At 70.8% G+C, this 22,592-nt stretch carries 22 protein-coding genes; 4 read left to right on the top strand and 18 right to left on the bottom strand.

Annotated elements, in window-relative coordinates:
- From VGR06_RS23000 to VGR06_RS22920, 17 genes are all read right to left on the bottom strand, one after another.
- Window positions 1–1,068, bottom strand: a 1,068-nt coding sequence (locus VGR06_RS23000; protein ID WP_327561175.1) for a cytochrome P450, incomplete at its 3' end; no start/stop codon positions are given.
- Between the two features lie 17 nt (window positions 1,069–1,085).
- Window positions 1,086–1,886 carry a class I SAM-dependent methyltransferase gene (locus VGR06_RS22995; protein WP_327561174.1) on the bottom strand — a complete coding sequence of 267 codons (801 nt, stop codon included), beginning with the start codon at window positions 1,884–1,886 and terminating at the stop codon, window positions 1,086–1,088.
- Window positions 1,883–2,770 carry a hypothetical protein gene (locus VGR06_RS22990; protein ID WP_327561173.1) on the bottom strand — a complete coding sequence of 296 codons (888 nt, stop codon included), beginning with the start codon at window positions 2,768–2,770 and terminating at the stop codon, window positions 1,883–1,885. Before VGR06_RS22990 ends, VGR06_RS22995 begins: the two co-directional genes overlap by 4 nt.
- 17 nt (window positions 2,771–2,787) lie before the next feature.
- Window positions 2,788–3,942 carry a hypothetical protein gene (locus VGR06_RS22985; RefSeq protein WP_327561172.1) on the bottom strand — a complete coding sequence of 385 codons (1,155 nt, stop codon included), beginning with the start codon at window positions 3,940–3,942 and terminating at the stop codon, window positions 2,788–2,790.
- A 2-nt stretch (window positions 3,943–3,944) separates the two neighbouring features.
- Window positions 3,945–5,012, bottom strand: coding sequence for an LLM class flavin-dependent oxidoreductase (locus VGR06_RS22980; protein WP_327561171.1), 1,068 nt, complete (start codon window positions 5,010–5,012; stop codon window positions 3,945–3,947).
- Window positions 5,013–5,067: 55 nt separating this feature from the next.
- Window positions 5,068–6,543 carry an aldehyde dehydrogenase family protein gene (locus tag VGR06_RS22975; RefSeq protein ID WP_327561170.1) on the bottom strand — a complete coding sequence of 492 codons (1,476 nt, stop codon included), beginning with the start codon at window positions 6,541–6,543 and terminating at the stop codon, window positions 5,068–5,070.
- 35 nt (window positions 6,544–6,578) lie between these two features.
- Entirely contained in the window at window positions 6,579–7,259 is a 681-nt protein-coding gene (locus VGR06_RS22970; protein WP_327561169.1) for a PIG-L deacetylase family protein, read from the bottom strand.
- On the bottom strand, window positions 7,259–7,948 hold the full coding sequence (locus VGR06_RS22965; protein WP_327561168.1) for a WbqC family protein: 690 nt from the start codon (window positions 7,946–7,948) through the stop codon (window positions 7,259–7,261). The genes VGR06_RS22970 and VGR06_RS22965 overlap by 1 nt, the downstream gene beginning before the upstream one ends.
- The gene (locus tag VGR06_RS22960; protein ID WP_327561167.1) at window positions 7,945–8,880 is read right to left on the bottom strand and encodes a hypothetical protein; all 936 of its coding nucleotides are present in this window, start codon (window positions 8,878–8,880) and stop codon (window positions 7,945–7,947) included. The genes VGR06_RS22965 and VGR06_RS22960 overlap by 4 nt, the downstream gene beginning before the upstream one ends.
- Window positions 8,873–10,114, bottom strand: a complete 1,242-nt coding sequence (locus VGR06_RS22955; protein ID WP_327561166.1) for a DegT/DnrJ/EryC1/StrS family aminotransferase — start codon at window positions 10,112–10,114, stop codon at window positions 8,873–8,875. The genes VGR06_RS22960 and VGR06_RS22955 overlap by 8 nt, the downstream gene beginning before the upstream one ends.
- Window positions 10,111–11,154, bottom strand: coding sequence for an NAD-dependent epimerase/dehydratase family protein (locus VGR06_RS22950; RefSeq protein ID WP_327561165.1), 1,044 nt, complete (start codon window positions 11,152–11,154; stop codon window positions 10,111–10,113). The genes VGR06_RS22955 and VGR06_RS22950 overlap by 4 nt, the downstream gene beginning before the upstream one ends.
- Window positions 11,151–12,362 (bottom strand): DegT/DnrJ/EryC1/StrS family aminotransferase, encoded by a 1,212-nt coding sequence (locus VGR06_RS22945; RefSeq protein ID WP_327561164.1) that lies wholly within the window; start codon window positions 12,360–12,362, stop codon window positions 11,151–11,153. The genes VGR06_RS22950 and VGR06_RS22945 overlap by 4 nt, the downstream gene beginning before the upstream one ends.
- Window positions 12,359–13,294: a sugar phosphate isomerase/epimerase family protein gene (locus VGR06_RS22940; protein WP_327561163.1), complete on the bottom strand. Its 936-nt coding sequence runs from the start codon at window positions 13,292–13,294 to the stop codon at window positions 12,359–12,361. The genes VGR06_RS22945 and VGR06_RS22940 overlap by 4 nt, the downstream gene beginning before the upstream one ends.
- Window positions 13,291–14,529, bottom strand: coding sequence for a nucleotide sugar dehydrogenase (locus tag VGR06_RS22935; RefSeq protein WP_327561162.1), 1,239 nt, complete (start codon window positions 14,527–14,529; stop codon window positions 13,291–13,293). Before VGR06_RS22935 ends, VGR06_RS22940 begins: the two co-directional genes overlap by 4 nt.
- A 65-nt stretch (window positions 14,530–14,594) precedes the next feature.
- Window positions 14,595–15,518, bottom strand: coding sequence for a glycosyltransferase (locus tag VGR06_RS22930; RefSeq protein ID WP_327561161.1), 924 nt, complete (start codon window positions 15,516–15,518; stop codon window positions 14,595–14,597).
- Window positions 15,515–16,471, bottom strand: coding sequence for a class I SAM-dependent methyltransferase (locus tag VGR06_RS22925; protein ID WP_327561160.1), 957 nt, complete (start codon window positions 16,469–16,471; stop codon window positions 15,515–15,517). The genes VGR06_RS22930 and VGR06_RS22925 overlap by 4 nt, the downstream gene beginning before the upstream one ends.
- On the bottom strand, window positions 16,464–17,516 hold the full coding sequence (locus tag VGR06_RS22920; protein ID WP_327561159.1) for a fatty acid desaturase: 1,053 nt from the start codon (window positions 17,514–17,516) through the stop codon (window positions 16,464–16,466). The genes VGR06_RS22925 and VGR06_RS22920 overlap by 8 nt, the downstream gene beginning before the upstream one ends.
- 408 nt (window positions 17,517–17,924) lie before the next feature.
- On the opposite strand from VGR06_RS22920, the gene VGR06_RS22915 reads away from it, so the two are divergent.
- Window positions 17,925–18,473: a GNAT family N-acetyltransferase gene (locus VGR06_RS22915; protein WP_327561158.1), complete on the top strand. Its 549-nt coding sequence runs from the start codon at window positions 17,925–17,927 to the stop codon at window positions 18,471–18,473.
- A gap of 4 nt (window positions 18,474–18,477) precedes the next feature.
- Here the strand turns inward: VGR06_RS22915 and VGR06_RS22910 are convergent, their stop codons facing one another.
- Window positions 18,478–18,702: a hypothetical protein gene (locus tag VGR06_RS22910; protein ID WP_327561157.1), complete on the bottom strand. Its 225-nt coding sequence runs from the start codon at window positions 18,700–18,702 to the stop codon at window positions 18,478–18,480.
- A 40-nt stretch (window positions 18,703–18,742) separates the two neighbouring features.
- On the opposite strand from VGR06_RS22910, the gene VGR06_RS22905 reads away from it, so the two are divergent.
- The 3 genes from VGR06_RS22905 to VGR06_RS22895 all read left to right on the top strand — a co-directional run.
- A complete protein-coding gene (locus tag VGR06_RS22905) occupies window positions 18,743–19,042 on the top strand; it encodes a DUF2399 domain-containing protein (protein ID WP_327561156.1) in 300 nt (99 codons plus the stop codon).
- Window positions 19,043–19,331: 289 nt separating this feature from the next.
- The gene (locus VGR06_RS22900) at window positions 19,332–20,204 is read left to right on the top strand and encodes a type IV toxin-antitoxin system AbiEi family antitoxin domain-containing protein (RefSeq protein WP_327561155.1); all 873 of its coding nucleotides are present in this window, start codon (window positions 19,332–19,334) and stop codon (window positions 20,202–20,204) included.
- Window positions 20,205–20,439: 235 nt separating this feature from the next.
- A partial coding sequence (locus VGR06_RS22895) for a DEAD/DEAH box helicase (RefSeq protein ID WP_327561154.1) occupies window positions 20,440–22,592 on the top strand: 2,153 nt, incomplete at its 3' end.

Below are 22,592 nucleotides of genomic sequence, written 5' to 3'. Positions count from 1 at the left end.
GGAGCCCATACCCCGCCCGATGAAACGTTCCGGGCGGAACTCCGCCGCCTCGGGGTAGTAGCGATCGTCGTTGTGCAGCAACGTGATCGACGGCGCCACCAGAGTGCCCGCGGGCAGCCGGTAGCCACCGAGCTCGATCTCCCGAGTGATCTTGCGGGCCACGTCGGGGAACACCGGCCGCATCCGCAGGCTCTCCATCACCAGCGCCTCCAGGTAGGACTCGTCGTGCTCGTCGGCCGCACGGGTGGCCCTGGCCAGCGCGTCCGGGTTGCGGGTCAGCCGCTCGAACGCCCAGGCCAGCGCGGTCGCGGTGGTCTCGTGCCCGGCGATGAGCAGGGTGATCAGCTGGTCGCACAGCTCGTCGTCCGAGGTGTGGCCGGCGCGGATGAGCATCGACAGCACGTCGAACCGCTGCTCCAGCGCGGGATCCGCCCTGGTGCGGGCGATGTGCCTGAGCAGGCAGGCGATCGCGTGCTCGCGGGCCCGGATCAGGTTGCTCCACGGCCGGAACCGCAGCAGCCGCTGCTGGATCATGCCGAGCAGCAGGATGCCGTGCACCTCGACCAGGGGTCGCACGGCGGCCCGCAGCTCGTCGAGGTGCTCCTGCTGGTGCGCGCCGATCACGCTGCGCAGGATCACCTCGAGGGTGATCGCCTGCATCCGCGGCAGCAGCGGGAACGGCCGGCCGACGGGCCATCCGGCCATCTCCGCCACCGCGATCCGGGTCATCTCGTCGATCTGCCTGCGCACCGCGTTGCCGTGAAACGGCGGCTGCATCAGCTGACGGCTGCGCACCGCGTCGTCCTCGTCCAGCAGCAGCAACGAGTTCTTACCGAGAACGGGACCGAGCATGGCGTTCGACTCGCCGGCGTGGAAGATGTTCATGTCACCGGTGAACACCTCGCGTACCAGCTTGGGGTCGACCACGTACACCAGCGGCGCCTGGCCGGAGACGCGCACGGTGAAGCAGTCACCGTAGCGGCGGTGGCAGGCATGCAGGAAGGAGTTCTGCCGGGAGATCATCATGGCGGTCTGTGCCACCCGAGGCAGCCTCGGGCCCGGCGGCATCTTGGTTGGCATGGCTCCTACTCCGGGCGATCCGTGTGGTTGACAGGTTTGAGCGCGACCGCGGTCAGTGAGCTGCCGAACGGCACCGGCAGCCGCCTGGTCACCGCGTGGTCCACCAGGCTCAGCCGGCGCAGCACCGTGTTCAGCGGCCGCGCCGGCGGCTTGACGAAATGGCTGTGCTCGCCGGCGTCGGCGGAGAAGAGCAGCCGCCGGGCGAACAGCGGGAGCACCGCCCACGCGTAGGTGTAGCGCAGGAACAGGGTGCGCAGCCCGGCCCGGTGCAGCGCGGCCCGCAGCGCCGCCCGGTGGTAACGGCGGTGGTGGCCACTGAGCACGTCGAACTCGCTCCACAGCAGGCCCAGCGCGGGCACGGTGAGCACGAGCATCCCGCCGGGGGCCAGCAGCGTGGTCACCCGGTCCAGGGCCGCGCGCTCGTCCTCGATGTGCTCCAGCACGTCCAGCATCAGCACCAGGTCGTGGTCGGCCGGCCGGTCCCGCCCCTCGAGCAGGCCGGCCGGCTCGATCCGGGACCGGTTCGGCGAGTCGGCGGCGACCAGCACCGGATCCGGCTCGATGCCTTCCACCGAGCCGAAAGCGGCCAGCCGGGGCCAGATGAACCCGTCGCCGCAGCCGATGTCGAGGATCTTGGCCCGGCCGTCCCGGCGCGGCAGGAACGCCCGCACCAGCCGGATCACGTTGTCCTCACGGGACTGCCACCACCAGTGCGTGCGGTAGACCGTGCCGTAGCAGGAGCTGTAGCCGGTGTCCATCAGCGTGGCGTGCCCGTCTCCACCGGATGCCAGGCGCCGCGCGGTCACGCCGGACGTCCGTCCGCGTGCGCCCGCTCCAGGTCCCGCTCGACGCCACGCAGTTCGACCATGTCCTCGAAGGACGGCAGGATCACCTCGGCGTCCGCCGCCAGGCCGAGCGCGCTGCGGGTGACGTCGGTCATCATCGCCTTGAGCGCCACCGGATTCCGCAGCAACGCGTGCCCGGAGAGAGCCACCTCGATGATCTCCGGCGGGTTGGGCCGGCCGGCCGCGCCGAACACCCGCCGGACGTCGGCGATGTCCACCCAGTCGTCATCCACGGCGACGTAGTTGCACACCGGGTTGGCGCAGTTCGCCAGCGCGTTGATCGTGGCGGACTCGTCCCACCAGTCCACGACCCGGTGCTCGCGGTGGATCGGGCGCGGATCCACCCAGTGCTTGTCGATCAGCACCTGCCCGGGCAGCGTGTCGATGTCGTCGTCGAAGTGGTCACCGCCCAGCACCTGCCGCAGCGTGTTGCGCCCGTTGACCACGCCCAGGACGAGCACCAGGTTGTTCACCCGGCCTTCCTTGGCGGCGAACTGGACACCGGGCAGCGCGGCCAGGCTGGTGGCCACCAGCGTCACCTGATCCACCCCCTCGCGCCCGCACGTGTCCCGGACGACCGTGGCCAGCGACTCGTACAGCGAGGTGATGCAGAACCGGTGGATCTCTCCGTCGCTGATCCCGACGTGGTCGAGCGAGTCGAACCGGTACACGGTGGCGCCGTTGCGCGTGAGCATCAGCGTCATCGCGCCCGCGCTGCGCATGCGCTGCCCGAACCCGGGTGCCACGACCACTACCGGCGCGCCGGCGGGCGGGTCCTCCGCGCTCCGCCACACGCCCACCGTGCGGCCGGAGTCGGTGCGCAGGTCGTAGGTCTTGGTCAGCATCGTCTCGTCCCTCCCTCTCACCCGAGCCGGGTGCTGGTTGCCAGGCGCAGGGCGCAGCCGTGGTGCGCGGCCGTGTCGATCCGCCGCCACGGCCGCACGGTGGTGCCGCCGCGGCCGCACGGACACCGGTCGATCTCCACCGAGCCGAGGTCCTCGGCCAGCAGGAAACATGGGAAGCTCGCCGCCGATGGGTCCAAATAGGACAATAGGCCGGTGGCGCCGGCGGGCAGCGGGCTCAGATCGCGCGGATCCCGGACGATGACCTGCACCCACGGCGGCACATGCTTGTTGTGGTGCTCGCACTCGATGAACGCTGTGTTCAGCTCGACCTGGTTGAACACGTCCCGCACCTGATCGGCCGAGCACAGGCCGAGCGTGCGCACCGCCAGCTCACGCAGCTCGGCCGGATCGAGGCGGGTCGCCCCGTCCCGCTTCCAGCCACCACCGGTGATCACCACGGCCCGCTTCCCCGCGTCCAGCGGACGATCCCGCTCGGCGAGGTGGCGCAACAACTCCGTGACGAACACCGGCGGGCCGGCCACCGCGACGAAGGCGCCCCGGCCGAGCGCGGCGGTGAGGTCGTCGGCCGCCAGGGCCAGGTGCAGCACGCCGTCCCTCACGTAGTGCCGGATCTCGGTGAACATCTCGATCAACGTCATCACATAGCTGATCCAGACGCCGTCCGACCCGGCGCGGGACGGACCCAAGTGGACGGTCAGGCCATCCTGGTCCAGGTCGACGTCGCCGAACAGGTCGCCCCAGATGTCACCGTCCGGGCGCAGGGATCCGGCCAGCCGGTACAGCGACGTCTCGTCCCGCCACACCCGGCTGCGGGTGCCCGAGGAGGTGCCGCTGCTGACGAACAGCGAGCAGTCGGCCGCCGGCAGGCTGCGCAGGTCACAGCGTTTGAACAGCGGCGTCGGCAGCTGCGGGACCCGGACCAGCGCGGCCGGGTCGTCGATCTCCCCGACGTCGAAGCCCGCCACGTCGGCGAACCGCTGGTAGTCGGGGTTGCGGTCGAGGTGGTGCCGCACCGCGGCGGCGACCAGGCGCAGCCGCAGGTCGGCCTGCTCCCGCGTGGTCAGCGACCACCAGTGGTCCTGCTCGAAGATCAGCCGGTCCAGCTCGGCCACGCCGGTCAGGGCCACCGCTCGCGCGGCGTCCACGCTCATGCTCATGCCTCCGCGTCGGGCTTCCAGCCAAGCCGCGGCAGAACCTCGGTGGCGAACGTGTTCATCGTGTCGAGGACCCGGTCGCGGTCGAGCGTTGCCTCGAACCCGAACAGGAAGTTGCGCACCCCGGTTTCCTCGGCGACCCGCTCCAGCTTCCCGACGCAGTCCTCGACGCTGCCGACGACGCTGTGCTCCAGCGCGTAGTTGGTGAAGTCCTCGTTGGTGCGGTCACCGCGCAGCGCCGCGGCCTGCCATTCGCCGTACTGGAAGCGGTAGTTCGGCAGCTTTTCCAGCTGCTCCATGGTGAACGCGGCGTTGTCGTGCTCCTGCTCCCACCACGCCATGTTCCCGAAGATGTCGTCACGGGCCTGCTGGGTGGTCGCGGCGACGTGCGCGACCGAGCACAGCGCGTGCGGAATGGACTCCGGATCGAACCCGTGGCTCTCCGCGATCTCCCGGTACAGGTCCAAATTGGACCGCAGCGCTTCCATCGAGCCGATCAGCGCCATCAGCAGCGGCAGGCCGCGCGAGGCCGCCCACTCGATGGTCGACGGCGACTGGCCGACGCCGTACATCACCGGCTCCGGCCGGGTGTACTGGGTCGGGAACGGGGTGACGTCGGGCAGCGTGATGGTCTCGCCGTCCCACTTCGCCGTGCCCTCGCGCCAGATCTGCCGGATGATGTCGACGTATTCGGACTGGATGACATGGCTCTTGCCGGCGTCCACGCCGAATGCCTCGAAATCCCGGGGAAAGTAACCGCGGCCGACACCGAGCACGAACCGGCCGTGGCTGAGCTGATCGAGCAGGTTGGTCTGCTCGGCGATCCGGATGGGATGGTCGAGCGGCAGGACCACGACGGCCGTGCCCACCTTGATCCGCTTCGTGCGCCCGAGCACGTACCCGGCCATGGTCAAGGTGTTCGGGCACAAGCCGTAGCGGGTGAAGTGGTGTTCGAGCAACCACGCCGACTGGTAGCCGAGCGTGTCCGCCTCCACGGCGAAATCCATGGTGTAGTCGAAGACCTCTGTCTCGGTCCAGTGGTCCGGGTGGGCGGTCGTCAACATCACGCCGACATCCATCGAAGAACTCCAGTCTCTCTCGGTTTTCACATCTGATCGGGGGTCACACCAGCAGGTCGCGTAGCCGGCTGTGTTCCAGGAACTCCGACTGGTCGACCGGGGCGACCCCGTTCTTGCCGTAGTCGGCCCGCGGCGCCTCGACCGCGACCATCCTGGTCATCAGCACCAGCGGCTGGAGCCCGTCGTGGGTGCCGCCGAGGCGGAACAGCGGCGACAGACCCGCCTCGACGAAACGGCACACGCCCCGGCGGGCGAGCTCGTCGCGGTGCTCGTGCACCAGCGACCACGGCGCCATGCCCACCGTCTGCACGGCCGCGTCCACCCAGCCGTACACCTCACGCAGATCCGCTACCGGGTGGACGAAAACCGTGCGCGCGGTGGGCAGTTCGACCACCCGCCCGGGCGGGGCGATGATCACCGTGCCCCAGCTCCCGCCGCGCACCGAGCTACCGAGGAACCGCTGCGCGGCCGCCTCCAGCGACACCTGCGCGGCCTCGTCGGCGGTCACCGCCGTGCGCGGCAGCAGATCCGCGTAGAACATCAGCTCCCGCTCGATGCCCGCGGCGAGCGCCTCCGGGTCGCCGTCGGTGAACACCTGGTGGGTGGAGAAGCACGCGCGCTGCTCGTACATGGACGCGTCGTGGGCGATGCCCCGGCTGGCCCGGGCGAGGTCGGCGTTCCGGCCGACCACGGTCATGCTGCGCCGCGGTCCGAACGGCACCACGACCCCTTCGGGCGAGCACGCCCGCAGCGCGGCGGTCACGGCCTCGGCACCGCCCCACGCGCAGATCACGTCCGCGGCGCCGAGTACTCGCCGGCCCTGCGGGCAGTCGCGTTCCCAGAACACCGCGCAGACCGACCTGGTGACCGGATGCTCCGGGTCCACGTCGCAGAAGCTCTGTGCCAGAGCCAGAGCCGTCGCGGGCTCACCCGCGGAGTACTTGAGTACCGCGGCGTTCTTGGTGATCAACGCCCGGAGCAGCGAGACGGTGGTCGAGTAGGGCACGTTGCCGGGCAGCACGTGCACGCTGGTGCCCCGCGGGAAGGCCCGCACTTCCGCGTCCTCACGGGGAATCCACCGGTCCAGCACCGCCCGGTGGCCCAGCTCGACGGCGACCATGTCGTGCATCTGGGCGTGCGAGCGGAGCGTGGCGGAGATGAGGTCGGCCTCCGTCTCGGCCATCTTGTCCGAGTAGCCGTGCAGCCGTTTCAGCTCGCGGAGGTAGAGGCGGCGGCGCGCGTACTCCCCGTTCTTCCACAACTGGCCGGCCCGGTTGAGAAAGGTGACGATCTCCTGCAGCGGCACGGCGGCCAGGTCGGCCGGCGGCCCGGCGAGGATCCGCTCGGCGGTGCGGTCGTCGAACCGCGGCACCGCGGTGCGCGCCCCGGTGGCCGACTCGATCAGCCGCGGGTCGCCGTCCGGGTCGACCCGCTCTCCCCACACCATGAACGGCGCGGGGCGGGGCCTGGTCTGCCCGCCCGCGTTCCCCGCGGCCGCGGTCATGTTCCGGGTTGTCACCGTCCACACCTGACTTTCTGCTCGCTCGCCCGTCCTCATGCCACCCGCCAGGTGCCGCGCAGGACGCTGAACCCCTCGGCCGAGGCCATCCCCGCGTGCGCCCCGTACAGCTCGGCCTGCGCGCGCATCGCCCGCAGCGAGCGCGGATGCGGGTACTCACACAGTTCCGAGCCGTAGCAACGCATCGCCGCGAGCTTTCGCTCGAGGGTGGTGCCGACGTCGACGAACACCGAGGGCACGAACGGCGGGCGCGCGGCGAAACCGGCGTCGGTCGCGGACAGCGTCGGGAAGCCGAACACCCACTGGACCGGGCTGACGTGTGGCCGGCAGGCGATCATGGTGGCCCGCTGGGTCAGCTCGTGGTCCACGTTGAGGTCGCCGCCTTGATGGGTATAGACCACCTCGGGGGCCAGTTCGTCGACCACCGCGCAGACCTGCTTGGCCAGGTCGAGCAGCGGGTAGGTGTCGAGCTGGTTGTCCAGCAGATCCAGCCGGCGCCAGCCGGAAACCCCGAGCGTCGCACACGCCTCCTCGGTCTCGGTGAGCGACATCTCTTGCACCGCTACGGAATCCGGCGGCCCGGGCCGCGACGTCTTGCCGTCGGCGAGGATCAGCACGTGGACGTCGTCACCGGCGATCGCGTGCGCGGCGAGGGTGCCGCCGGGCCCGATCACCTCGTCGTCCGGATGTGCCACGACGGCGAGCACAGTGGTCATCACGCCCCTCCCCTGATCACGTCCGCGCTGCCCGGCCCGCAGTTGACCAACAGATCCACTATGGACAAATGGGAGACGAATCCGGGTCGTGACTGGCGGTAGCGCGGGTGGTCGTAGTCGAAGACCCGCAACTCGATGCCGGCGCTGTCGATGCCGACCGGATCCAGGTAGCCGCCGGCGTGCGGCCCGACCACGAAGCTGCGGGCGCCGAACCGCTCGCACAGCAACGGAATGATCGACCGGCGGTCGAACCCGGTGACGCCGAGCTCGGACATCCAGTGCACGGCGCAGTCGAGCTTCAAGGCGGCCACGCAGTACTCGATGAACGGGCGGCACAGTTCGTCCAAAGTAGAGTATTCGCCGCGGTAGTAGTCGGCGAGGAAGTCCGCGTGGTCGGCGAAGAACGGCGCGCGCCGGTAGGCGAGCTGGATGGCCCGCCAGTGCCGCCGCGCCCAGCCGTCGTCCACCAGGCGGATCCGGTTGAGCGGCAGCCCGGCCCGCAGGTCGCGATGGTCGAGCGGCACGGTCAGCAGCAGCGGGCCGTCCGCGGTGCGGATCTTGTTGCGGTTGAGCATGTTCCCGCGGCCGATCGGGCTGAGATCGTGCAGCACGAACGCGTCCGAGCTCGCCATTTTCGCGAAGTAACCCAGCCACGGCAGGTAAGCCGGCTGGTGCGCGCTGAGGATCACGGCTGACCTCCCGGCCAGCTCAGCAACCGGGTGGGCCGGGCCGTCGCGCCCCAGTTGAGCTTGAACCGCTCCTGGCCCGGATTGGTCGCCGAGCCCAGATCCACCCGGCGCACACCGGCGGCGGCCAGCCCGGAGATCGCCGCAAAGAACGCGAGATGCCCGGCGTTGGTGCGCCGCCCGGCGTCCGACGTCGCCTGCACGACGTGGAACGCGGTTCCAGCGCAGACGGCGAACGCCGAGACGGCCTGCGCCGCACCGTCTCCTCCGCGTGCGACCACGGTCAGCACGTCGGCCCGTTTCTCGGCGAGGAAGGCCAGATCCGGGCGGCTGCCGAGCCGATGTCCGGCCCGCTGCAGGGTCCGCAGGTACAGATCGGTCACCGCCGCGCCGTCGGCGGGACGGGGGTCGTCGATCCACACCCGGTGGCTCTCCGCGCGCCGCACCGCGGTGCGTGCGCTACCCCGTGCCCGGGCCCACACGGACTCCGCTCCGGCGGTCAGGTCCAGCACGTATGTCGGCCGGCCCGGGACCCCGCGCCAGTGACCGGCCAGCCGGTCCAGATCGTCCACTGTGGACAAAGGAGGGAGCAGGGTGCGGAGCCCGGCCAATCCGGCAGCCGCGCACAGTGTCCGCGCCAGCCGGTCGAAGCGGGGCAGCGCCGGATGCGGCCAGGTCGTGCCGGGGCAGACCATGCCGTAGCCGAAACCCCCGAGCTGCCCGTCCAATTCGGACACGAAGAGGGGGACGAGCAACTCGCCGGCGTCACTCCGGCACACCCGCACGGGGGTGAACCGGCGGCCGGGAGCCGAGGTGTCGCCCCAGCGCCGCCAGCACGCCGTGCCGAACGGAAGCGGAGCGGTGACCCCGGCCAAGGCTCGTTCCCATTCCGCCTCGGTCAACGCGGTGACGGTGCTGCCGGCCAGCTCAACCACGGCGCCCCCCGGAGATCGCGCGGTCCGCGGCGAGAATGCCGCCGGCCAGCAGGTCCGCGGTGAGCCGCGGTTGCGGCTGCTTCGGCACGCTGAGCACCCGCCGCCAGAGCCGGTCGACCTCGGGCGCGGCCACGTCGCCGGCGTACGCGGGTGTGCGATGCAGCGGGTAGTAGTTCCACGTGGCGGGAATCCCCCGCGCGGCGAGCTCTTGGCCGAACCGGAACCGGTCCTCGGGCCGCGCCACGATCAGGTCGAGGTGCGGGCCGAGATCCGGCGCGGCGGGCACCAGTTCGCAGGCGCGAAGGGACTCGTGCAGCAGGGTCCGTACCCGGTCGTGGACGTCGATCATCTTGTGCCGCACCGACTCCGCGGAATCGAGCAGAACGGCCGCGGCGGCCTGCTGCCAGGGGCTCGGCCCGCCGTCCGGCACCGGCCCCCGGACAGCCGGCAGGTGGTCGGCCTTGGTGGTCGACCAGCCTGGTGCCCGCGACTGCTTGCGCGCCAACGCATTCCGTACCCGGGCGGGCGCGTCGAGCCGCATCCGCCCGGACACCGCGCGAACCAGGGTGGCCGGGCCGGCACCGGGAGTGGGGCCGGGGCGGCCCGGCCGGCGGGTGGCGGTGAGCAGCGCACCGCCACCGAGTCCACCGAGCGGCTTGCCGATGCCGAAGCTCAGCACGATGGGGAAGTCCGTCCCCGAGTACCGGCGCAGCACGCCGGGTGCGGGTACCGCCTGCGCCAGGTCGAGCACGACCGTGCCGCCGCGCGCGGTGATGCGCTCCCCGTGCGCGGCCCACTCGTCGAGCCCGAGGCCGTTGGTGAGCACGACCACCCGACCGCGCAGCGGGACCGAGTCGAATGCCGGGCCGGTCACCGGATCGAAGTCCACCAGCACCGGCTTCGCCCCGGAGGTGAGCACCGCGTCGACCACCGCCGGACAGTTGAATGTGGACAGTACGACCTCGGATCCCGGGCCGGCTCCGCGGTCCACAAGCGCCAGCCGCAACGCGGTTCGCCCGGAGGCGGTGAGCACGCACTCCGCCCGGCCCGACCACGCGCACAGCCGGTCATGCACGCGGCCGGCGGTCAGATTCGGCCGTAGGACGGACAATCCGGTGGCCACCGCCCGTGCCACGGTCATCCGCGACGGGTGCAGGTCCAGCACGGGAGCCGGTGGCGGCGGGAGGTAACGCAGGTCCTCCGCCCGCGGCTCGACCACGTCCCGCGCGGTCATGACGGGACCGTCCGAAGGTGGGCGCGCGGCGTGGGCCAGCTGGTCCGCCGCAACGGCACGGGATACGGCACGCCGGCCGCGGCGAGCCAGTCCACCGTCTCGCGCAGGCCCTCTTCGATGCCGCGTTCCGGCCGGTAACCGAGCAGGTCCCGGGCCTTGTCCAGGTTGGGTCTGCGCAGTTCGATGTCCGGTCCCGGAGCCGGCACATGCACGATCGGAGCCGTGCCGCCGGTGAGATCCCGGATCAGCGCCGCCAGTTCGGCGACGGTGAGGTGGTGCCGGCTGTCGCCGAGGTTGAACGTCTCTCCCACGGCCGCCGGGGAGCGCAGGCAGCGGATGAGGCCGTCGACGAAGTCGTCGACGTGGCACCAGGCCCGGGACTGCCGGCCGGACCCGTGCACGGTGATCGGGCCGCCGGCCAGCGCCTGCCGCCCCAGCGCCCCGACGGCGTAACTTCCGGTCCTCAGTGGACCGTAGACGTTGAACGGCCGCACGACGGTGAACGGCAGGCCGTGCTCGGCACCGTAGGCGTACGCCAGTGCCTCGGCCGCGGTTTTGCTTACCGCATAGGACCAGCGCGGGTCGTCGGTGCGCGCGGACAGCCAGTCGGCCTCGGCGACGTTCACGCCGTTGCCGTACACCTCGCTCGTGCTCAGCAGCAGGAACCGGCCGAGGGCGCGGTTGCTGGCGGCGAACTCCAGGACCCGGGCGGTACCGTCCACGTTGACCCGCAGCGCCTCCAGCGGCCGGCGCCGCACGGCGGAAACACCAAGCAGCGCGGCGGCGTGCACGATGCAGTCGAACTCACCCAGGTGGTCGAGCGCGCCCGGTCGGGTCACATCGGCCTGGCCGACCGTGACGTCCGGAAGACCGGGCAGCCCAGCCAGGTCGGCCGGGCTGCCCGCCACCGGTCCGTTGTCCACCAGGGTCACCCGGTGGCCGAAGCGCAGCAGCCCGGCCGCGGCCCAGGTCGCGATGAAGCCGAACCCGCCGGTGATCAGCGTGCGCGGGCGGTCGGCGGCTGGAATCTGGTCGGTCATCCGCGGCACCTCCCGGAATGCTTGCCGTACGCCACATCCGTCACCACCTCGATGACGCGGTCCTGGTCGGCGTCGGTCAGGCCGCGCCAGAGCGGGAGCGAGACCAGCCCGGGAAACGCGGCGTCCACGGTGTCCAGGCAGGACCGCAGCCCGGCTGGGATCCCGGCGAACGCGGGCAGCCGGTGCAGCGGCGTGTAGTGCACCTGGCAGCCGACACCCCGGTCGCGCAGCACGCCGATCAGTTCCGGCTTGCTCAGGCCGATTTCGGCGAGGTCGAACACCACCGGGAACAGGTGGTGCGCCGAGCCCGCCCGCTGCCGGCGCGGGACCGTGCGCAGGCCGGGCAGGTCGTCGAAGGCGTCGTGGTAGCGGGCGGCCAGGCGGGCCCGCGCCACCCGCGACTCCTCGGCCCGCCGCGCCTGCACGAGGCCGACCGCCGCGTGCAGGTCCGACAGTCGCAGGTTCAGGCCAGGTTCCGGGATCGTGTACGGCCACGGCGCCAGGTCATCCTGGTGGGCCGCCACCGGAGTCATGTTGTGGTTGCGTACCGCGCGCACCTCGGCGAGCAGCTCCGGCGAGGACGACACGACCGCGCCGCCTTCCCCGCTCGCCACGGGTTTGGTCGGGTGGAAGCTGAAGAACGCGGCCAGTGAGCCCGGCCACGCGCCCACCGGGATGTCCGTGCCGTCGTACCGGGCGCCGGTCGCGTGGCAGGCGTCCTCGACCAGATCGGCGCCGGCCGCCAGGCAAATCCGTTGCAGGGCAAGCATGTCAGCCGGGTGGCCGGCATAGTGCACGGGCATCACGACGACGCGCCCGTACCGGTGCCGCACCCGGTCGAGCAGCTCGGCCACCCGGTCCGGCGCGGCGGTCAACCCGTCCGCGGTGACGTCGCACAGCGCCACGTCCCAACCCAGCAGGCGCGCCGAGGCCGGTGCGGCCGCGAACGTCAGCGCGGGCGTCACCAGCAGCTTCGGTCCGGCGATCCGCCTGCCCAGCACGTGCAGCAGCGCCCAGACCGCGGCCGTGCCACTGGACAGTGTCACGGCCGGGGTGCCGGCGAGCCGTTCCAGCTCGGCCTCGAACGAGGTCACCCGCGCGCCGTTGGTCCACATGCCCGAGCCGAGCGCCTCGAGCAGGGCCTCGGTCTCGGCGCCGTCCCAGTACGGGCGGGCGTAAGGAATGGCGGGAGGTGCACCGTCGGTCATGCCGGCCGCTCCGTCCGCACCAGACCGGCCAGCGCCGGGTGCTCCGCTGCCCAGGCGAGGGTTTCCCAGCAGTTGCGGCGATCCCGGTAGTCGTCCTCCTGGACTTCGAAGACCACGCTGCAGCCCGGAGCCGCACGGCCGATCGCCTCGGCCAGCATCGCGGCCAGCAGGTCCTGGTCGAACCAGCCTGCCTGTGGAATGGCTCCCTCGAAGCAGTCCGCCGGCCAGTACGGCATGGCGTGCCCGGCGAACGAGGCGAAGTGGATGTGCCGCACCGGCGGGGCGGGCAGGTCCAGCGGGTGCACGTCGGCCTCCTCCTGCCGCAGGTGGGCGATCGCGCGCAGGGTCGAGTAGGAGACCGCCCAGTGGCAGACGTCCCAGGTCACCCCGATGCACGGGGAGTCGAGCTCGAGCAGCGCGTCGAAGTCGGCGGGCCGCACGAACACCGAGTCGAAGTCGAGACCGGCGGAGCCGATGATCGGCATGTTCTCCACACCGATCCACATCGGACTCCCGGTGAGCCGCTCGTCCAGCTCACCGAGCTTGGCGACCACCCGCTTGCGCGCCTGCGCCAGGTCGAACGCCGGCCACCCGTCCACCGGCACGAACTGGTTGCTGTGCAGGACGACGCCGTCGGCCTGGACCTCGGCGGCGAGCTCGCAGAATCGTAGCAGTGCCGCGTAGGCGTCCGGATCGTGCACCCAGTCGGCGTTGTCCGTGGGGAAGTGCATGGTCAGCGGATCCGCGCCGAGATCACGGGCCCGCCGCAGGTTCGCCCGCAGGCGCCGCCACGGCTGCTCGCCGGCGAGCTGGCGGCCGTCGAAGACGTACGCCTCAATACCACCGACCCGCTCGATCCACCGAGATTCGAGCTGCTCGGCCCGCAGGCCGTCGAAGGTCACCTGAGTGATCACCGGGGCATGCGTGCTCACAGCTGCTCGACCTCCGCGCGCCGCAGTTTGCCCCGGCTGTCCAGGACCAGGTCGGCCGCGTCCAGGACGAGGTCGTAGTCGATCTGGTCGTGGTCGGTGACCAGGAGGACGGCGTCGGTTGCGGCGCATTCCTCCCGGTTGAGCTCGACCATGGTGAACAGGTCGGTGTCGGCGTCCGAGTCGAACCACGGGTCGGCGACCTTCACCTTCGCTCCGGAGGCGACCAGCAGCTCGGCGATCCGGTAGGTGGGCGAGTTGCGCGAGTCGGACACCCCGGCCTTGAAGGCCAAGCCCAGCAAGAGAATCGTGCTGCCCTGCAGCTGTTTGCCGCGGCGCTCGAGCAGCTCGGCCAGGCGGTCCACCAGGTACTGGGGCATCGAGTCGTTGATCGTCGTGGCCGCGGCCAGCAGCTCGCTCGGCTGCCCGGCCGCGGCCAGCACGTGGTTGAGGTAGTGGACGTTGCTGGGCAGGCAGTGCCCACCGACGCCGGGGCCGTGGTGGAAGGCCATGAATCCGAACGGTTTGGACGAGGCCGCGGACACCACGTCGCGGAAGCTGATGTTGATCGCCCGGGACGCTCGGCTGAGCTCGTTGGCGAACGCGATGTTGAGATAGCGGAAGGTGTTCTCGTACAGCTTCGCGAACTCGGCCACCTCGCAGCTGGGCACCCGCACCACCTGCTCGAACACCGTCTCGTACAGCTTGGCCGCCGCGGCGTCGGCCGCCTCGTCGAGACCGGCGACCAGCTTCGGAATCTCGCTCAGCCGCAGCCCGCGACCCGGATCGACCCGTTCCGGGCTGTAGGCCAGGGAGACGTCCACTCCGGACACCAGGCCGGACAACCGCTCGAACGTCGGAGCCACATGGTCACGCATGGCACCGGGAAAGACCGTGGACTCCACCACGATGAGTACGCCGGGCCGGGCATGCCGGGCGATCTGGGCCAGTGCCGCGTCGACGTACCGCAGGTCCGGTGTCCGGTCGTCGGTCAGCGGGGTCGGGGTGGCGATCACGTACGCCTCCACCGGGGGCACCTCCGCCAGGGACGGGGCCGGCAGGAAGCGTCGGGCGCCGGCCTCGCGGTGCAGCGCCACGTCGCTGACGTCAACGATGTACGATCGACAGTCCACAAGGGACTGATAGCGGCGCGGGTTGGTGTCCACCGCGTGCACCGTGTGCCCGCTGGACGCCATCGCGATGGACAGCGGCAGGCCCACATACCCTTGACCGAGCACAGCGACGAGCAAGTTCGTTCCCCCTTCGCGGACATCCCGGGTGTCGTCGTCCAAAACGGAAGCGTTCAGGCACCTACCGAATACGCGGCTTCGCCTTCGAACATCGGCAGCTCACGCCTGGCCGTGCGGAGTGAGCGGCGGCTGAACAGCTCGGCGGCCCCGACCACCGCCGCGGAACCCACGGCCAGGGCGCCGAGCAGCAGAGCCGAGCCGGGACGGGAACGCGACACCATCGCCCGACCCAGCAGTCCGCCGGCCAGCGCGCCCGCGGTGCCCAGCCTGCTCAGCACTCCGGTCAAGGCCAGCGAACCGACGGCCTCCTCGACGTGCCCGCGCAGGCCGAGCCGGGAGTCGGCGCGGTAGCTCCTCGGCTTGACGTAGGACACCGTCTCCATCCGCAGACCGAGCGCGGCCATGATCGCGCCCACGTTGCCCTTGGTGAAGGTGAGCCGGCCCAGCCGCCGCGCGACCTCCTTGCGCATCACGAAGAACGAACTCGCCCCGTGCGGGATGGGCCGGCGGCCCAACCTGGTCTCCAGGAAGTAGAAGACCGCCTGCCCGACGAGCAGTCGAGCCGGGTCGTCCCGGTTGGCGGTGGAGGTCACCCCGAACACCGCGGCCACGTCCGGGGCGGCCCGCTCGAGGGCCTCGGCCATGCGGGGCACCACCTCGGGCGGGGTCTGCAGGTCGGCGTCCAGAACGGCGATCATCGCGCCCCGGGCGGACAGCAGGCCGGCCTTGCTCGCCGCCGGCTGGCCACAGTTGGGCCGCAGCTGCACCCAGCGCACAGCCGGATCCGCGGCCCGCAGCTCGGCAAGGATCTTGGGGGTCGCGTCGAGGCTGCCGTCGTCGACCGCGAGCACCTCGTAGGGGCGGCCCCAGCGGCGGCCGACGTCGCTCGCCCTGGCCACCGCCTCGCGGACGATGTCCTCCTCGTTGAACATGGGAATCACGAAGCTCAGCGCGACGCCCGTCGCGGGTGCGTTCATCGGTCCGCCACCTTTCCCTGGGTGGAACGCCGGAAGACGACCTCCATCTGCGCGGTCGGCGCCCACCTCGCCCGCAGGAAGTCGATCCCGGCGAACAACGCGGTCAGCGGCTCGTAGACCGGATGCCGGTACGCCGGACGCTGCGCGGTGACCTTGATCCATCCGCGATCCTGCAGCAGGCTCATCACGCTGAGCGCCCACTGCGGCGCGCCCTGCGTGTAGGTGCTCTCCACCACCTCCAGCCCACATTCCCTGCCGAGCTCGGCGAGACCGGCCGCGGTGAACAGCACGAAGTGCCGCGGGCAGTGGAAGCCGCCCCAGTTGCGGTGCCGGAACCACCGACAGTCCACAGTGGACGTGTTCGGCGTCTTGACGAGGAGAAGCCCGTTGTCGGACAGGAGATCGCGCATGGACCCGAGCACCGCACGCGGGTCGGGCACGTGCTCGATGATGCTCATCATCAGGATGAGGTCGAACCGCTCGGACGAGGTGAACTCCTCGATCGGCATGCGGTGGTAGACGTGCCCGGCCCGTTCGGCCGCGTCGGCCGCCTCGGACTGCAGGTCGACCTCGTGGGTCTCGGCCACCCGGTCACAGGCCTCGCGAACGGTGGTGAGCAGCCAGCCTGCGCCACCGCCCACGTCGAGCACCCGCAGCTTCTCACCCGGAACTCGGCTCAGGAGCTTGCGCAGCATCCTCCGGTCGAGCCAGGCCTTGATCCGTTCGGTGATCGTCGTGGAGTCCGCGATCCCGCCGTAGGAGTAGTAGTTCGGCGGGTAGATTTCGGCCAGTTGGTCGGCCGGCGGCGAGTCGAGATACACCGCGGTGCAGCGGGGACATCGGGCGTACCGGTACTCCTGGGTGCTGGTGAAGTACTCCTTGTCGGAGGCGGTCGCGAACAACTCGACCGTCGTGTTCTCGCAGACCGGGCATGCCATCAACGTCTCAACCACGTCGCGCCTCCGCCATGAGCATCCGCACCGCCGTGCCGTAGCCGATTCGGTTGGCGTCCATCCGTGCGGCCAGCGGTGTATCCCGAAAGAACCGCTCCATCTCGTCGAACCGCGTGTACGAGATGGCCGGATCCCAGTGGTGGAGCAGATGCCTGTTGAACCCGGCGGAGCCGAAGTACCTGGACACCACTCCGGTGCCGAACAGCCGGTTGACCGGCCCGTGCGTCTCGACGGCGAAGTCGGCCGCGCACGGCGCGTCCGCCCGTCGATGCTCGAGGATCGTCCGCACCGTCGCGAGCAGGGGAAACACGCCCCCCATGGCGGCCACCCAGGTGACCGCCGCCACCGGCGAGCCGCCGAGCCAGAGCCCGCCGACCACCGCCGTGTGCAGCAGCGCCGACCGCAACGAGGCCAGCACGCCCGCGACCGTGCCCGAACTCCGGGTGCCCCGGCGCGCCGGCCGCCCCGCCGACGCCCGGGCCTTGCGCAGCAACACCTCCAGCACGTACAGACCGGTCGAGGCCTTCAGCATGTTCACAATGGACAGACACAGGTGGTACGTGGTCTCGGTGTCGTCGTGGTCACCCAGGTGGCCATGGTGGGTCATGTGGGTGCGCCGGTAGTTCCTGGTCGTGGAGCCGAACATCACCCAGACGACCCAGTCGCCCACCCGGTCGTTGCGGCTGCGGGGCCGGGCGAGGTTGGCGTGTGCCGCCTCGTGCCCGAACAGGAACAGCGCGTGCAGCCAGTAGCCGAGCCACAGCACCGCGGGGACAGCCACCGCGGCGGCGGGAACCGAGGACCTGGCCGCATGCTCGGCCACGGCCACCACCAACACGCCGAGCAGCAGGAACAGGTAGCACAGCGCGATGTCCCGCCACACGATGCCGTACCGGGGCGTGAGCGTCCTGCGGAGGTCGACCCAACGCACCCCGGCGCTCGAGACGATCGACGGCAGGTGCGGAGAACCATTGGCACCGAATGCGATGCGTTCGGCCGCACCGGGCGGGCCTGTGCCGACACCGCCTCCCTCGTTTTCGCGCACAAACACCGATCCCCTCAATATCAAACGCATGCCAAATCTGCGCACTGCGTAGCCGGCTACCACACCGCCGGACGCGCGCCCAGGCATTGATGATTCGATTTTCCCCGCACCACTGCTGACGACAGCGATGATCAGTTGGGCCTCCGCGGCCCAGCCCCCTGACACTCCCTCTTCGGTCAGCAGGATGGAGCCTGACAGAGGACGGCGCGAGCTGTCAACAATTAATTGCGCATTAACACAGGGAGTATTGGCGTGTCAATCGGTCGATGGTATGCGACCGAACAGACCCCATGATCCGCCAATCAGTTGATGCGAAACATGAGCGGGTGTCGGATTCTGGGCACCAAGACCAACAGCCGTATAGTCTTGCCAAGATCGACGGCACTTCACGCTGAAAGGTGTCAGTGAATGGCTGAGGGCAGGATCCGGGCGGCCACCGAAAATGATCTGCCTACGCTGCAGGAGATCGAGCGGGCTGCCGGGCGATGTTTCGCCGACATCGGCATGTCGTTCGTCGCCGAGGACGAACCACCTTCGATCGAAACACTGCTGGAGTTCGAGCGGGACGGCCGGGCCTGGGTCTGGGTTGAGGCCGACGACCGCCCGGTGGCCTACCTCATCGCCGACGTCGTGGACGGCAACGCCCACCTGGAGCAGGTGTCGGTGCACCCTGGCCATGCGCGCCGGCGCATCGGCCGGGCGCTCATGGCGCACATGATGGACTGGGCGCGTGCCCGCGACCTCCCCGCGGTCACTCTCACGACCTACACGGCGGTCGAGTGGAACGGCCCGTACTACGAGCGGTGCGGCTTCCGTTATCTCAGTGACACCGAAATCACCCCCGGCCTTCGGAGGATCCGCGCGATCGAAGCCGCCCACGGCCTCGACCAATGGCCCAGGGCCTGCATGCGTCTCGAACTCTGTGCGCTCCCTAGCGTAGACGTCGCCAAGAGGTAACGGGTCACTGCTGGACACCTCCGGCGCGTTCTCCGACCGGCGGTTCCCCGGCTCGGGCACGGTCGCGCAGACCGCCCTGCTCCTGCTCAACGAAATCGCCGACCGGATCGAGGACCTCGATGCGCCCACCGAAGACGATCACATCGTCGCCGACTGGCTGCGCGGCGCCGCCGGTTTCGGCATTCCGTTCCGGCTGACCCCTCCACCAACTCACCACCGACCCGCTCACCGTTGCGGCGCAAGACATCTACGTCTGCGAGAACCCCGCCGTGCTGCGCGCCGCCGCGGCTGAACTGGCCGAGTCCTGCGCACCCCTGGTCTGTACCGAGGGCCAGCCCTCGGCCGCCTGCCACCGGCTCCTCACCGCCGCCCGCGGCCGGATCCGCTGGCGCGGTGACTTCGACCGGACCGGCCTGCGCACCACCGCCATGGCGATCACCCGCTATGACGCCATTCCGTGGCGCATGGCCGCCACCGACTACCGAACCGCGCTCGAGACCGGCGACTCCGAACCCCTCAAGGGCGCACCCGCCCCCAGCCCCTGGGGCCCCACCTCGCCGCCGAGATGACCGAACAAGGCCGCGCGGTCATGGAGGAGCGCCTGATTCCCACCCTCCTCGCCGACCTCGGCGCGGTGTGATCACCAGAATGGGAAAATCACGCTCGTATTCGAGCGTGAGCCTCCCATTTTGGTGATCACCCACCCGGTGCTGCCTCCGTTCGTGATGTGCCTGGTACGTTCCGCCTTGCGCAACAGGCCCAGCATTGCGTGGCGACGTACTAGCGTTGGTACGCGCCAACCGGGCGGGCCGGTTCGACCACTGAGGACTGTCAGACCCGCCCGGCACACTGTGCGGCGTGACGATTGAGGGAGTGCTGCGGCGGCAGGCCGGCGTGATCAGCAGAGCCCAGGCCCTGGCTCAGGGCATGAGCCCGGCGACGATCAGCCGGTGGCTCGAGCGCGAGCGGTGGGTGCGGCTTTACCCGCGGGTGTACTTCGCGGCCGGCCACGCGCTCACCGCCGAGGTCCGGCTGCGCGCCGCCTACCTGTGGGCGGGGTCAACGGCGACGATCAGCGGCGTCGCGGCGGCATGGTGGCATCGCCTGTGGACCGAACCGCCCGGCGCGGTGGAGATCACGGTCTCGCACGAGCGGCGACTGCCCGCGGCTCGCGGAGTCCGGGTGCGGCGGAGCGATCTGGCTCCCGCCGATCGGGTCGAGATCAACGGATTGTCGGTGACCGCCGTGCCCCTGACCGCCCTCGAGGCCGCGGTCGCGCTCGGCCCTACCGGTTCACAGCTTCTGGACCGTGCGCTGCAGCGCAGCGTCACCATTTCCGACCTGTATGCCGCCCACTACCGCAACCTCGGCCGGCGCGGCTCCGCGGATGCCGCCGACCTGCTCCACGCCGCGCGCGACCGGGCGGCCTCGGAGGCCGAGCGCATCCTGATCACATTGTTGCGGGACGCGGGGCTGACCGGCTGGCGGTGCGGCTACCGGGTCGACCGGTACGAGCTGGACCTCGCATTCCCGGCCGAGCGGATCGCCATCGAGGTCGACGGCTGGGCCTGGCACTCGGATGTCGAGCGGTTCCGCCACGACCGGCGCCGGCAGAACGCGCTGGTGCTCGCCGGCCGGATAGTCCTGCGGTTCACCTGGCATGACCTGACCGGCCGGCCGGAAGCCGTGGTCGCCGAGATCCGGCTCGCCCTGGGACAATCGGCGGCATGATCACCGAAATGGGAAATCCGTGCTCAGATATGAGCGTGGATTTCCCATTTCGGTGATCATGACCTGCAGGGGGGCGTGCGGGATGTTCGTGGTCGGCTACACCTCCGGTGGCGCGCCGTTCGGGTGCTATGAGGACGAGTTCGAGGACCTGCCGTAGCCGGCGGCGCGCCTCCGTCACCCGGTCGGTGCCGCTCGTTAGCCTGACGGCCGCGAACCCCGGGAACGAAGGAACTCAATGCTGGCGCTGCACGGCTTCTGGTCGACTGAGAACGGCTTGTGCCTGTGGGCGGAGGACTCCGATCGCACGGTGAAGAGCGCCAGCCAGGCGCTGCGTTCGGCGCGGCCGCACCCGTTCGCTGCGCCGGACGGCGTGATCGCGGGGATTCACGCCGGCAAGCCCGGCACGGCGATGCTGCTGCTGCCCTCGTTGCGGATGGCGCCGCTGGACTCGCCGGAACTGGTCCGGGTCACCCCGCGCAAGCCGCGGCAGTCGGAGCCGGTCCTGCTGCCGTGGGCGGTTCCCGTGGTGTGCCTGGACGCACCGGCCGCGCTGGCCGCGCTTGACGAGCCGGTCGAGGGTGTGCGGTACGGGGCTTCCCTGGCCTTCCTCGCCGAGCTGGCGGCTTTCGCCCGTGAGCTGGTCCGGCGCGGCCGGGTGCTGCCGGCGCTGCGCCGGGACCGGCACGGGGGAGTGGCGTACTGGCGTCCCGTGCTGCGCGGGCCCGACATCGTCGCGATGAACTCGCTGACGGCCGCGATGCCGCCGGTGTGCCGGGCCGAACCTGGAGACCACGACGGGCACCGGTTGGCGATGTCCGCGTTGAGCGCGTTCGTGGACACGGCCGCACGGGCCGCCTTGCCCGCGGGAACCGACCTGCTGCCGCCTCGCCGGGGTCGACGCCCGAAACGCTCGCCGGCCACCGAGGCATGGTTGACCGCGCTCACCCTTCCGGACGGGCGGGTCGACGCCGATGCCGCCGAGCTCGACGCGCTCGCCGAGGCATTGGGGCCGTGGGAGGACGTCGGGGCCGGCAAGATCGGCCCGGCCCGAGCCACGTTCCGGCTGAGCGAGGCCGAGACCGAGGAGCCGGAAGGCGATCCGTGCTGGCGGCTGGAGTTCCTGCTGCAGTCCACTGAAGACCCGAGCCTGCTGGTGCCGGCCGGGCAGGCGTGGAACGAGGACGGAAGCCTGCGCCGGTGGCTGGACCGCCCACCGGAGCTGCTGCTGGCCGAACTCGGCCGGGCCAGCCGGATCTACCCGGAGCTCGTCGACGGCCTGCGTACCGCGTGCCCGTCCGAGCTGTCCCTGGACACCGATGGCGCGTACCGGTTCCTGTCGGACGTGGCGCCGCTGCTCGACGAGGCCGGATTCGGTGTGCTGCTGCCGAACTGGTGGGACCGGCGTCGGAAGCTCGGGCTCGCTCTCTCGGCGCACACCCCGGTTGACGGCGTGGTGGCCAAGAAGAGCAGGTTCGGCCGCGAGCAGCTCGTCGAGTTCCGCTGGCAGCTCGCCGTCGGTGACGAGACCCTGACCGAGGACGAGATCGCCGCGCTGGCCGAGACCAAGGCGCCGCTGATCCGGTTGCGCGGCCAGTGGGTGGCGGTCGACCTGGAGCAGCTGCGCCGCGGGCTGGAGTTCCTCGAACGTGAACCCGCCGGGCACAAGACGGCAGCCGAGATCCTGGCGCTGGCGGCCAGCCACCCCGACGACCTCGACACTCCGCTGGAGGTCACCTCGGTGCGGGCGGACGGCTGGCTGGGCGACCTGCTCAGCGGGGCCGCGGCGCAGTCGCTCGAGCCCCTCGAGCCACCGGACGGCTTCACCGCGACGCTCCGCCCGTACCAGCAGCGCGGTTTGTCATGGCTGTCGTTCCTGTCCTCGCTCGGGCTGGGCAGCTGCCTGGCCGACGACATGGGCCTCGGCAAGACCGTCCAGCTGCTGGCCATGGAAACCCTTGAGCGCCACCAGGATCCAGAGGTCGGGCCGACGTTGCTGCTGTGCCCGATGTCGCTGGTCGGCAACTGGCAGCGGGAGGCGGCGAAGTTCGCACCCGGTTTGCGGGTGTACGCGCACCACGGCGGCGCGCGGCTGCACGGCGATGCGCTGCGCGAGCATCTCGAGAGCGATGTCGACCTGATCGTCACCACCTACGCCACGGCCATCCGGGACATCGACGAGCTGTCCGGCTTCGAGTGGAACCGCGTCGTGCTGGACGAGGCGCAGGCGGTGAAGAACAGCCTGTCCCAGGGTGCGAAGGCGGTGCGGCGGTTGGAGTCAGGGCATCGGGTGGCGCTGACCGGGACTCCGGTGGAGAACCGGCTCGCCGAGCTGTGGTCCGTCATGGACTTCCTCAACCCCGGCCTGCTCGGCTCCTCGGAGGTGTTCCG

This window comes from Actinophytocola sp., assembly GCF_036002505.1.
In the GTDB taxonomy this organism is placed as follows: domain Bacteria; phylum Actinomycetota; class Actinomycetes; order Mycobacteriales; family Pseudonocardiaceae; genus DASYTH01.
Note: the sequence above shows the minus strand (reverse complement) of the source record. Positions and strands in the feature narration are given on the sequence as shown.